The 12,280-nt window shown below is 61.1% G+C and carries 12 protein-coding genes; 11 read left to right on the forward strand and 1 reads right to left on the reverse strand.

Annotated features, from left to right (window positions below; all coding sequences use genetic code 11):
* Positions 1–6 precede the first annotated feature (6 nt).
* The 4 genes from ileS to ispH all read left to right on the forward strand — a co-directional run bounded on the left by ileS (position 7) and on the right by ispH (position 4,805).
* Entirely contained in the window at positions 7–2,838 is a 2,832-nt protein-coding gene (ileS, locus tag AC1RR7_RS22730; RefSeq protein ID WP_493158474.1) for an isoleucine--tRNA ligase, read from the forward strand.
* On the forward strand, positions 2,831–3,343 hold the full coding sequence (lspA, locus tag AC1RR7_RS22735) for a signal peptidase II (protein WP_096820866.1): 513 nt from the start codon (positions 2,831–2,833) through the stop codon (positions 3,341–3,343). The genes ileS and lspA overlap by 8 nt, the downstream gene beginning before the upstream one ends.
* Positions 3,344–3,350: 7 nt before the next feature.
* Positions 3,351–3,788, forward strand: a complete 438-nt coding sequence (gene fkpB, locus AC1RR7_RS22740; RefSeq protein WP_173861359.1) for an FKBP-type peptidyl-prolyl cis-trans isomerase — start codon at positions 3,351–3,353, stop codon at positions 3,786–3,788.
* Positions 3,789–3,860: 72 nt separating this feature from the next.
* Positions 3,861–4,805, forward strand: coding sequence for a 4-hydroxy-3-methylbut-2-enyl diphosphate reductase (gene ispH, locus AC1RR7_RS22745; RefSeq protein WP_096820867.1), 945 nt, complete (start codon positions 3,861–3,863; stop codon positions 4,803–4,805).
* On the opposite strand, the gene AC1RR7_RS22750 is transcribed toward ispH, so the two are convergent.
* Entirely contained in the window at positions 4,777–5,331 is a 555-nt protein-coding gene (locus tag AC1RR7_RS22750) for a GspH/FimT family pseudopilin (RefSeq protein WP_096820868.1), read from the reverse strand. The two genes, ispH and AC1RR7_RS22750, sit on opposite strands and share 29 nt — an antisense overlap.
* Positions 5,332–5,461: 130 nt before the next feature.
* Here AC1RR7_RS22750 and AC1RR7_RS22755 point away from each other — a divergent pair, with 130 nt between their 5' ends.
* The 7 genes from AC1RR7_RS22755 to thiO are packed head-to-tail and all read left to right on the forward strand — an operon-like array spanning position 5,462 to position 12,234.
* Entirely contained in the window at positions 5,462–5,935 is a 474-nt protein-coding gene (locus tag AC1RR7_RS22755; RefSeq protein ID WP_096820869.1) for a GspH/FimT family pseudopilin, read from the forward strand.
* Complete coding sequence (gene pilV, locus AC1RR7_RS22760; RefSeq protein WP_192559030.1) at positions 5,932–6,381, forward strand: type IV pilus modification protein PilV; 450 nt, start codon at positions 5,932–5,934, stop codon at positions 6,379–6,381. Before AC1RR7_RS22755 ends, pilV begins: the two co-directional genes overlap by 4 nt.
* Complete coding sequence (locus tag AC1RR7_RS22765; RefSeq protein WP_096820871.1) at positions 6,378–7,091, forward strand: PilW family protein; 714 nt, start codon at positions 6,378–6,380, stop codon at positions 7,089–7,091. The genes pilV and AC1RR7_RS22765 overlap by 4 nt, the downstream gene beginning before the upstream one ends.
* A gap of 10 nt (positions 7,092–7,101) precedes the next feature.
* Complete coding sequence (locus AC1RR7_RS22770; protein WP_096820872.1) at positions 7,102–7,581, forward strand: pilus assembly PilX family protein; 480 nt, start codon at positions 7,102–7,104, stop codon at positions 7,579–7,581.
* Positions 7,568–10,660, forward strand: a complete 3,093-nt coding sequence (locus tag AC1RR7_RS22775) for a pilus assembly protein (protein WP_493158475.1) — start codon at positions 7,568–7,570, stop codon at positions 10,658–10,660. Before AC1RR7_RS22770 ends, AC1RR7_RS22775 begins: the two co-directional genes overlap by 14 nt.
* 14 nt (positions 10,661–10,674) lie before the next feature.
* Positions 10,675–11,076 carry a type IV pilin protein gene (locus AC1RR7_RS22780; RefSeq protein WP_096820874.1) on the forward strand — a complete coding sequence of 134 codons (402 nt, stop codon included), beginning with the start codon at positions 10,675–10,677 and terminating at the stop codon, positions 11,074–11,076.
* A 57-nt stretch (positions 11,077–11,133) separates the two neighbouring features.
* A complete protein-coding gene (gene thiO, locus AC1RR7_RS22785) occupies positions 11,134–12,234 on the forward strand; it encodes a glycine oxidase ThiO (RefSeq protein ID WP_096820875.1) in 1,101 nt (366 codons plus the stop codon).
* Positions 12,235–12,280 lie beyond the last annotated feature (46 nt).

Consider the following 12,280-nt stretch of genomic DNA (forward strand, 5'->3'; position numbering starts at 1 on the left):
CCTTAAATGACCGACTATAAAGCCACGCTAAACCTTCCGGACACCGCCTTCCCAATGAAGGCCGGCCTGCCACAGCGCGAACCGCAGATCCTGCAGCGCTGGGACAGTATTGGCCTGTACGGAAAGTTGCGCGAGATTGGCAAGGATCGTCCGAAGTTCGTCCTGCACGACGGCCCTCCGTACGCCAACGGCACGATCCACATCGGTCACGCTCTGAACAAGATTCTCAAGGACATGATCATCCGTTCGAAGACCCTGTCGGGCTTCGACGCGCCGTACGTTCCAGGTTGGGATTGCCACGGCCTGCCGATCGAGCACAAGGTTGAAGTGACCCACGGCAAGAACCTGGGCGCGGACAAGACCCGCGAACTGTGCCGTGCCTACGCCACCGAGCAGATCGAAGGGCAGAAGACCGAATTCATCCGTCTCGGCGTGCTGGGCGACTTCGCCAACCCGTACAAGACCATGGACTTCAAGAACGAGGCTGGTGAAATCCGTGCCCTCGCCGAAATCGTCAAGGGCGGTTTCGTGTTCAAGGGCCTGAAGCCTGTGAACTGGTGCTTCGATTGCGGTTCGGCCCTGGCCGAGGCGGAAGTCGAGTACGAGAACAAGAAGTCCTCGACCATCGACGTCGCGTTCCCGATCGCTGACGAGGCCAAACTGGCCGCTGCGTTCGGTCTGCCGTCGTTGAGCAAACCAGCTTCGATCGTGATCTGGACCACCACTCCGTGGACCATCCCGGCCAACCAGGCGCTGAACGTTCACCCGGAATTCACCTACGCCCTGGTCGATATCGGCGACAAGCTGCTGGTGCTGGCTGAAGAACTGGTCGAATCCTGCCTGACCCGTTACGGCGTCGAAGGCACTGTATTGGCGACCGCTCCGGGTTCGGCGCTGGAGCTGATCAACTTCCGTCATCCGTTCTACGACCGTCTGTCGCCGGTGTACCTGGCCGACTACGTGGAACTGGGCGCCGGCACCGGTGTGGTTCACTCTGCTCCGGCCTACGGCGTGGATGACTTCGTGACCTGCAAGAAGTACGGCATGGTCAACGACGACATCCTCAACCCGGTACAGAGCAACGGCGTTTACGTGCCGTCGCTGGAGTTCTTCGGCGGCCAGTTCATCTGGAAGGCCAACCCGGCCATCGTCGACAAACTGACCGAAGTCGGTGCGTTGCTGCACACCACCGTCATCGAACACAGCTACATGCACTGCTGGCGTCACAAGACCCCGCTGATCTACCGCGCTACGGCGCAGTGGTTCATCGGCATGGACAAAGAGCCGGTCAGCGGCGACACCCTGCGTGTGCGCTCGCTCAAAGCCATCGAAGAAACCAAGTTCGTTCCGGCCTGGGGCCAGGCGCGCCTGCACTCGATGATCGCCAACCGTCCGGACTGGTGCATCTCCCGTCAGCGCAACTGGGGCGTGCCGATCCCGTTCTTCCTGAACAAGGAAAGCGGCGAGCTGCACCCACGTACCGTCGAGCTGATGGAAGAAGTCGCCAAGCGCGTTGAAGTCGAAGGTATCGAAGCCTGGTTCAAGCTCGACGCTGCCGAACTGCTGGGTGATGAAGCGCCGCAGTACGACAAGATCAGCGACACCCTCGACGTCTGGTTCGACTCGGGCACCACGCACTGGCACGTCCTGCGCGGTTCGCACCCGATGGGCCACGAGACCGGCCCGCGCGCCGACCTGTACCTGGAAGGTTCGGACCAGCACCGTGGCTGGTTCCACTCGTCCTTGCTGACCGGTTGCGCCATCGACAACCACGCGCCGTACCGCGAACTGCTGACCCACGGTTTCACCGTGGACGAGTCCGGCCGCAAGATGTCCAAGTCCCTGGGCAACGTGATCGCGCCACAGAAAGTCAACGACACCCTGGGCGCCGACATCATGCGTCTGTGGGTCGCTTCGACCGACTACTCCGGCGAAATGGCCGTGTCCGAGCAGATCCTGCAGCGCAGTGCGGACGCCTATCGTCGTATCCGTAACACCGCGCGCTTCCTGCTTTCCAACCTGACCGGTTTCAACCCGGCCACCGACCTGCTGCCAGCCGAAGACATGCTGGCGCTGGATCGCTGGGCGGTGGATCGCACCCTGCTGCTGCAACGCGAGCTGCAAGAGCACTACGGCGAATATCGTTTCTGGAACGTCTACTCGAAGATCCACAACTTCTGCGTTCAGGAGCTGGGTGGTTTCTACCTCGACATCATCAAGGATCGCCAGTACACCACCGGCGCCGACAGCAAGGCCCGTCGTTCGTGCCAGACCGCGCTGTTCCACATCTCCGAAGCGCTGGTGCGCTGGATCGCACCGATCCTGGCATTCACCGCCGACGAACTGTGGCAATACCTGCCGGGCGAGCGCAACGAATCGGTGATGCTCAACACCTGGTACGAAGGTCTGACCGAGCTGCCGGAAGGCTTCGAGCTGGGTCGCGCCTACTGGGATCGCATCATGGAAGTGAAGGTGGCGGTCAACAAAGAGATGGAAATCCAGCGCGCGGCCAAGGCCGTGGGTGGCAACCTGCAAGCCGAAGTGACGCTGTTCGCCGAGGACGACCTGAGCGCCGACCTGGCCAAACTGAGCAACGAGCTGCGCTTCGTTCTGATTACTTCGACCGCCAGCGTTGCGCCGTTCGTGCAAGCGCCGACTGACGCTGTAGCAACAGAAGTCAGCGGCCTGAAGCTGAAGATCGTCAAATCGGCCTTCCCGAAATGCGCCCGTTGCTGGCACTGCCGTGAAGACGTCGGCGTGAACCCGGAGCATCCGGAAATCTGCGGCCGTTGCGTGGACAACATTGATGGCACCGGCGAGGTTCGTCACTATGCCTAATGCCGTTGGCCGTTTCGGACGGCTGAGCTGGCTCTGGTTGAGCTTGCTGGTTCTGGTCATTGACCAGGCCAGCAAGTTTTACTTCGAAGGCAAGCTCGAGATGTACCAGCAGATCGTGATCATTCCCGATTACTTCAGCTGGACCCTGGCCTACAACACGGGCGCGGCATTCAGCTTCCTGGCTGACAGCTCCGGCTGGCAGCGCTGGCTGTTCGCCCTGATCGCGGTCGTGGTCAGTGCGGTGCTGGTGGTCTGGCTCAAACGCCTGGGCCGCAACGAAACCTGGCTGGCCGTCGCACTGGCATTGGTGCTGGGCGGCGCGCTGGGCAATCTGTATGACCGCATCGCCCTGGGGCATGTGATCGATTTCATTCTGGTGCACTGGCAGAACCGCTGGTACTTCCCGGCGTTCAACTTCGCCGACAGCGCCATCACCGTGGGTGCGGTGATGCTGGCACTGGACATGTTCAAATCCAAGAAATCCGGAGAAACCGTTCATGACTGAACAGGTATTGGCTGAGCAACGCATTGGCCAGAACACGGAAGTCACCTTGCACTTTGCATTGCGCCTGGAGAACGGCGACACGGTCGACAGCACTTTCGACAAGGCCCCGGCGACCTTCAAGGTCGGCGACGGCAACCTGCTGCCGGGCTTCGAGGCGGCGTTGTTCGGCTTCAAGGCGGGTGACAAGCGGACTCTGACCGTCGAGCCGGAAAACGCGTTCGGCCAGCCGAACCCGCAGAACGTGCAGGTCATTCCACGTTCGCAGTTTGCGGACATGGAACTGTCACCGGGTCTGCTGGTGATCTTCAACGATGCGGCCAATACTGAGCTGCCGGGTGTGGTGAAAGAATTCGACGACGCGCAAGTGACCGTCGACTTCAACCACCCGCTGGCCGGCAAGACGCTGACCTTTGACGTGGAAATCTTCTCCGTCAAAGCGTTGTAAACGCTGTTCTGCAGGGGCCGTACCGGCTCCTGCATTGATCTGAATTTTCGCGCGCAAGACACGAGGCACAGCATGCAAATCAAACTCGCCAACCCCCGTGGCTTCTGCGCTGGCGTGGACCGGGCGATCGAAATCGTCAACCGCGCCCTGGAAGTCTTCGGGCCGCCGATCTATGTGCGTCATGAAGTGGTGCACAACAAGTTCGTCGTCGAGGACCTGCGCAGTCGTGGCGCTATCTTCGTTGAAGAGCTGGATCAGGTGCCGGACGATGTCATCGTGATCTTCAGTGCCCATGGCGTCTCGCAAGCCGTGCGCACCGAAGCCGCCGGCCGTGGCCTGAAAGTGTTCGACGCCACCTGCCCGCTGGTGACCAAGGTGCACATCGAAGTCGCCAAATACAGCCGCGACGGCCGTGAATGCATCCTGATCGGCCACGCCGGTCACCCGGAAGTCGAAGGCACCATGGGCCAGTACGACGCCAGCAATGGCGGTGCAATCTACCTCGTCGAAGACGAGAAGGATGTTGCCGAACTGCAGGTACATGACCCGGAAAAACTGGCCTTCGTGACCCAGACCACCTTGTCGATGGACGACACCAGTCGAGTCATCGACGCGTTGCGCTCCCGTTTCCCGGCCATCGGTGGCCCGCGCAAGGACGATATCTGCTACGCCACGCAGAACCGTCAGGACGCGGTCAAGCAACTGGCCGACGAATGCGACGTGGTGTTGGTGGTCGGCAGCCCGAACAGCTCCAACTCCAACCGTCTGCGCGAGCTGGCCGAACGCATGGCCACGCCGGCGTACCTGATCGATGGTGCCGAAGACCTGCAAAAGAGCTGGTTCGATGGCGTCGAGCGCATCGGTATCACCGCCGGGGCCTCCGCACCGGAAGTGCTGGTACGTGGCGTGATCCAGCAATTGCAGGCCTGGGGCGCTACCGGTGCCGACGAACTGGCCGGGCGAGAAGAGAACATCACGTTCTCGATGCCTAAAGAGCTGCGCGTACGTTCGATCTGACCGCTTTATCCTTTCGACACAGCGCCTGTTCAGCCTTTTCGCTGGCCAGGCGCACGCGACCGGTCGCCGCCAGCACCAGTTGAAGCTGGCTGACCGGCTCGCGGGTCGAACAGATGTGTAGTTTTCCTGCCTGAAACGCCCGCCCGGGCATCAGCGGTTGCCCCAGACTGCTGAACCGTATGTACCGACTGACGAACCAGTTGCCGACAATGGGTATTCGCCCATCACTGGCGTGCTCGACCAGCAGCGGATTGCTGCTGTCCTCCGAACCCTTGCCACTGACATCCAGAATGATCCGCCAGCCCCGGCTCCAGTCCCCGTCGATGCCGTGAATCACCACGCTCTGATTGCGCGTGATCGCCTGGGTGCGGGCAGTGCGGATCCCGCTGATCAGCGATTCTGCGGCCTGCTGTCGGTGGTTTGACTCTGTCAGCGTTGCAAACGCCGGGCTGACCAGTGACAGAACAATTGCGCCGATCGCCAGTCCCATAAGCAGTTCGACCAGGCTGAAACCCTGTTGCGGCATGTGTATTCCCTCCGTGGGGCAGGGTGCCCGACGCGATCCGTGCGCCGGGCAGGGCAAATCAACCGACGTAACCCGGTCGAATGTTCTAGGTTTGTAGAGCAGGTATAGCCGACGGCAACGGAGGGCATCGATGGATCATCGTACAAAAGGTTTCACGCTGATCGAGCTGTTGGTGGCGGTCGCGTTGTTTGTGATCCTGATCACGATGGCCGTGCCGGCGTTTACCCGTTCGATACAGGGCAGCAAGGCCGACACCGAAGTCGGCGACCTGCAACGGGCGCTCAACTACGCCCGTCTGGAAGCCATCGATCGCGGGACGACCATTCGCTTGCGGCCGACCGCCGGGGGCAGCGTCTGGACTGGCGAATTGTCGGTCTACGACAGTACTGGCACTTCGGCCAATGTATTGCGGGTTGTTCCAGCGATGAGCAGTGGTGCGACTCTGACGCTAACCTCAGGAGTGACCGCGCTGGATTTCAACAATCTGGGCGGCCTGGCAGCACCGTCCACGGCGGTGGTGTTCAGTTACACGCTGGGCACGCAAAGCAGGACGCTGAACGTGTGTCTGAACGGACGAATTCAATCGGGTGGAAGCTGCGGATGAGGGCAGGGAGCAAAGGTGCACAGGAAGGCATGTCGCTGATCGAAATACTGGTCGCGTTGCTGATTCTGACGGTCGGGTTGCTGGGGGCGGCGGCGGTTCAGCTCAATGCGCTGAAGTACACCGACAGCTCGCGCATGACCAGTCAGGCCAGCTTCATCGCCTACGACATGATGGACCGCATCCGCGCCAACGCCGGGGCCGACTACACCGTCACTCCGCCGACCTCGGGCAACCTGAATGTCACTCGGGATCAGGATCTCTACGACTTCACCACCAACATCGTCAATTTCGGCGGGCCGAGCGCCACCGGCAGCATCACCCTCAATCAGCGCGTGTACACCATCACCATCAACTGGAGTGACGCGCGAGCCGCCAACACCGCGAGCGCCCCGCGCAGTTTTGTCCTGACCAGCCGCGCCGCGGTCGACCCGGTGGCCACGCCATGAAGCGTCATAACCAGGGTTTCGGCCTGATCGAAATGCTCATCGCCTTGGCGTTGGGGCTGATCATCGTGCTGGGCGTCGTACAAACCTTTCTCGCAGCGAAGAACACCTACGTCAGCCAGAACACCTCGGCGGCGATGCAGGAAGATGCGCGGTTTGTGTTGAGCAAGATGATTCAGGAATTGCGCATGGTCGGGATGTTCGGCTGTCTGGGCACCATTACCGATTCCAGTAGCAGCGGTGACTTCAATGCCGCCCAGATCACGCCGATCAGTTGGGACAACACCAACCTCAAACTGACACTGGTTACCGCCGACGTCGGTGGTGCGGGCGGGACGCCGACCTGGACAGTGGTGTCTGACTGCCGCAACAGTTCAACGGCCTATACAGGTGTGCGAGCACCGGCGACCGGGCAAATCGCGTTTCCGATCCGGCGTCTGGTCTACAGCTTCAGCAACAACCAGATCCTGATGGGCACCGGCAGCGGTACGCCGACCCAGCAAGTGCTGGTGAGCAATGTCAGTGCCTTCACCGTCCTGTTTGGCCTGGCCAGTACCGCGACCGATGTGGCTGCTTCGACCTACAGCAGCAACCCCAGTGATCCGGCACGCATCCGCAGCGTACGCCTGAGCCTGACCCTCACTGATCCGAACAACCGGATCGCCAATCAAACCTTCAATGTGGTTGCCGCGCTGCGCAACCGCTTGCAGTGAGGGCCGGTCGATGAATATTTCTCTTCATCAGCGACGAAGCCAGCGCGGCATGGTGTTGTTGGTCAGTCTGGTGTTTCTGTTGCTTCTGACCGTGATCGGTCTTTCTTCGATGCAGAGCGCCAATCTGCAGGAAAAAATGGCCGGTAGCGTTAGCCTGCGCAACCAATCGTTCCAGACCGCCGAGGCGGCACTGCGCATCGGCGAAAGCGCGGTGCAACTGGACAGCTATGCACTGGCGGTGTGTGCCAATACCACGCAATGCGCGCCGCCGGCGGAGTCGTCGGTGGTCAGCGCGGCGGGGCTCAACTCGACGTCGGGCGTTACCTGGGTCGCTGCGGGCAGCGGCTTCTACGGGGTGCAGAACATCGGTACCACCCTGACGGCGGTGAACGTGCCGAGCAATACCTCGGCGACGCTGTACCGGGTCACGGCTGTCGGCATCGTCGGCAGCTCTCGCAGTGTGGTGGAGAGCGTTTATGCGAAGTACTGAGCGACGCTCTGGCGGGTGGTCCGGGTTCATGGGTCTGTTATTGGGCCTGTATCTGGCGGTGCCAGCGTATGCCTTCACCCCGTCCGACTCGCCACTGTTGAGCGCGGCGGCAGTACCGCCGAATGTCATGCTGTTGATCGACGATTCGGGAAGCATGAACAGCATCATTTATGCCGCCGGTTTTGATCCGGCGGTGACTCGTACGCCGGCCCGCCAGTGCAACGCAGTGCTTGGTTTGTGCCTGTCCTCGACGGCGATCACCGGTGATCCGGTGTTTCTGTCGAGCCTGCCGACCTCCGGCTGCTCCGGCGGTGCCTATGCGTTCTACAACAACAGCCTGACGCCGCTGTGCCTGAAACTGCCGGACCCGGTGGGCGGCGGAAACACCCGCTATTACGGGGATTACATCGCCTACGTGGTCGGCCTCGCCATCAATAACGGTACGCGTGATTTCACCACCGGGGCCATTCCCAATGACTACCGGATCAACGTCGCACGCAACGTTTCCACGGCGCTGGTGACCAGCAACCGCAATCTGCGCATCGGTCTGTCGACGTTCAACCCGGCCACCAGCAACAACCCGGGCAATGGCGGGTACATCGCCCGTTCCATCAGTGACCTGTCACCGGTGAGCGGCAGCGTGACCCAGGGCCAGGCCGACACCAACTACAACGCCCTGATTTCGTCGATCAATGGCCTGAGCGCCGTGGCCAACACGCCATTGGCGGAAACCTATTACGAAATCACCCGCTACATGCGCGGCATGGCGCCGTACTACAACAGCACGCCAAACACCTACACCAGCCCGATCCAGTACCGCTGCCAGAAAAACTACGGGGTGGTGATCACCGACGGCCTGCCGACCTACGACCGTACATTCCCCAACAATGATCCCCTCGGGGGCAGTCGCCTGCCGAACTGGGACGGGGTCAACAATGACGGCAACAACCTCAACGGTGATAACGAGGGCGACACGCTGTACCTGGACGACATCGCCAAGTTTGCCTTCGACATCGACATGCGTTCGACCGGCGTCGATGCGGCCGGCAAGAGCTGGAGTTCGGCAGACTTTCCCAAGCAGAACATGAACACCTACACCGTTGGCTTCACCGCCGATAACGATATGTTGTCGGACGCGGCGGCGTACGGGCAGGGCAGGTATTACCAGGCCACCGACAGCGCCGGCCTCAACACAGCATTGTCGGCGGCATTGAGCGACATCACCTCCAAGGCGGGTTCCGGCGGTAGCGGTGTCACCAGCGGCACCACGCTGGCGAGCGGCAGCAGTTATTTCCAGACCAGTTACGACCCCAGGGACTGGCGCGGCACCATCAAGTCGTTCGGTTTCACTTCGGCCGGGACGGTGAACACCTCGACGGTGCTGTGGACAACCGACACCGCCATCGTTCCCGGTGCTGTGGCGCCGACCTACCAATCGTGGAATACCGCGAACAACGCGGCGGTCACCCTGGCTTACGGCAACTTCTCGGCAACCCAGCAGACTTCGCTCAGCCAGAGCCTGCCCTCCGGCATCAGCGGCAGCGATCTGGTGGAGTGGAGCAAAGGCACCAACAAGACCGGGCTCAAGGTTCGCAGCGTGCTGTTGGGCGACATCATCAACTCGCCGCTGGTGCTGGCCTCGCCCTCGGACAAGACCGCTTCCGACCTGTCGGGTGATAGCACCTACACCAGCTACCTGACCACCAAAGCCGCGAACATGAACGCCAGCCTGGTGGTGAATGGCAACGACGGTTTCGTCAGCGTCATCAACTCGGCCAACGGCACCCGGCGCTATGCCTACATGCCATCGAGCGTGTTGCCGTCATTGCGGCTGATCGCCGACCCGAATTACATCAACGGCGTCAGCCACAAGTTTCTGGTAGACGGGCAGGTCGGTGTCTACGACGTGCAGTTCGGCAGCGCCTGGAAAACCTTGGCCATCGGCGGCACAGGGGCCGGTGGCAAGACGTTCTATGCGCTGCAACTGTTCGACGCATCGGCGGGGAACATTCTCAATGCGCTGTGGGAAGTCAGCGCTCCGGCGACTGCCAACACGGCCAACACTTTCAATGATCTGGGTTATGCCTACGCCCGGCCGGAAGTGGCACGCTTGGCCGATGGTCGCTGGGCGGCCTTCATCGCCAACGGTTACGGCAGCAATTCGGGAGTCGCGGCGTTGTATGTGCTGGATGTGCGCGATGGTTCATTGATCAAGAAAATCGTCATCGACAGCACGGAAACCACCAATGGCTTGTCCTCGGTAAAGCTCAAGGTCAATTCGCAGAATGTGGTGCAGGCCGCGTATGGCGGCGATTTGAAGGGACGCCTGTGGAAGTTCGACCTGAGCGCGACCACCACCGACGGCTGGGGTGTGGCGTTTTCCGGCAAACCGCTGTTCACGACGGCGGGCGGGGCGACTCAACCGATCACTGCGCAACCGCTGCTGGCGGATAATTCATTGGGCGGCAAACAGATATTCGTCGGCACCGGCAAGTTCAACGAAACCGCCGACAAGACCAACAAGGATCTGCAGGCGTTCTATTCGGTGTGGGATGCCGACGGCGGTTCGGGTCAGCTCACGGTCAGCAGTTTGCAGGCGCAGGCCATCACCGGTGTGTTTTCCGGCAGTTCGGGGCAGTTCGTCACCACCACCCAGAACGACACGACGTATCCGGCGGAGAAGGGCTGGTACCTGCCGCTGGTGTACAACAACGTATTGACGGGGGAACGGGTGATCAATCAGGCCAGCCTGGTGCTCGGGCGCATCGTATTCACCACGGCCAGTGTCGATACCACTGACCCGTGCTCCAGTTTCGGCACCGGCAAACTGGTCGAACTCGATGCGTTCAGCGGTAAGATGCTCAACTATGCGGTGCTCGACACCAACGCCGACGGCGTGGTCGACAGCAACGACACGATTTCCAGCGGCGTGGTATTCAGCGGCGGCATTCCCACCCTGAACGCCATCGTCAATGGCGCAACGCGCAAGATCGTGAACGATTCCAGTGGCGGTATCACCACCCTGGTGGAAAAATCCGGCGGCGGCAGTCGTCGTATCATGTGGCGACAAATACAGTAAGCGAGAGTTGAGGCATGCGCAGATCCATCCGAGGATTCACCCTGATCGAAATCATGATCGTGATTGCGATTATCGGGATCATCATCACCATTGCCGCACCGAGCTATACCGAGTACTTGAAAAAGGGTCGTCGCGCCGAGGTGGTATCGCTGCTGTCGGAGCAGGCGCAGACGCTCGAGCGCTTCTACACCAAAAACAACGTTTACACAGGCATCACCGGTCTCAGCGCGGGCAATGATTTCTACACGATCACCCCGACCATCGCTGACCAGACCTTTCTGCTGACCGCGACCCGCAAGGCCGGTACGACCATGGCCGGCGACAAGTGCGGGGACTTCACCCTCACCAACACCGGTGTGCGCAGCATGAACAACGCGACAACCGGGCTGACCTCCAAGGATTGCTGGGGCCGCTGAGCCGCATTTATTCGGGTGCCTTTTGCGCCCACTGTCTTTTTTACGGTTGGATCAAACATGACCAGGCAACAGCAAGTGGTGATTGTCGGTGGCGGGGTGATTGGCCTGCTCACCGCGTACAACCTCGCCTCCGAGGTGCGCAGCGTGGTGCTGCTGGATCGCTCGAATGTCGGCCAGGAATCGTCCTGGGCCGGTGGCGGCATCGTTTCTCCGTTGTATCCGTGGCGTTATAGCCCGGCGGTCACGGCACTGGCGCACTGGTCGCAGGATTTTTATCCACAGCTGGGCGAGCGGCTGTTTGCCGACACCGGCGTTGATCCCGAAGTACACACCACCGGCCTGTACTGGCTGGATCTGGATGACGAAGCCGAAGCGCTGGCCTGGGCCGAGCGGGAAAACCGTCCGCTGCGGGCTGTCGATATCTCGGCGGCCCATGATGCGGTGCCGGTACTCGGCGGTGGATTTTCCCGGGCGATCTACATGGCCGACGTGGCCAACGTGCGTAACCCACGGCTGGTGAAGTCATTGAAAGCGGCGTTGCAGGCGCTGCCGAACGTGACGATTCACGAGCAGTGCGAGGTCAGCGGGTTTGTCCGTGAAGGTGAGCGCGTCGTGGGCGTAAAGACCCCGCAAGGCGTGATCAACGGCGACCAGGTGGTGCTGACTGCCGGTGCGTGGAGCGGTGAACTGCTCAACACCCTGAATCTTTCGCTGCCGGTGGAGCCGGTCAAAGGCCAGATGATTCTCTACAAATGCGCGGCGGATTTCCTGCCGAGCATGGTGCTGGCTAAGGGGCGTTACGCGATCCCGCGCCGCGACGGGCATATTCTGATCGGCAGCACGCTGGAGCACGAAGGCTTCGACAAGACGCCGACCGACAATGCACTGGAAAGCCTCAAGGCCTCAGCAGTCGAATTGCTGCCGGCGCTGGCGGATGCCGAAGTGGTGGGGCATTGGGCCGGTTTGCGTCCCGGCTCACCGGAAGGGATTCCCTACATTGGCCGGGTGCCGGGGTTTGATGGCCTGTGGCTCAATTGCGGGCATTACCGCAACGGGCTGGTGCTGGCGCCCGCATCCTGTCAGCTGTTTGCCGATGTGATGCTGGGACGGGCGCCGATCATCGATCCTGCGCCGTATGCACCGGAAGGCCGGCTCTGAAGCCAGATCAAAGATCGCAGCCTGTGGGCTGCGATCTTTGAATGAC

The sequence above is a fragment of the Pseudomonas sp. GW821-FHT11G12 genome, from assembly GCF_058808055.1.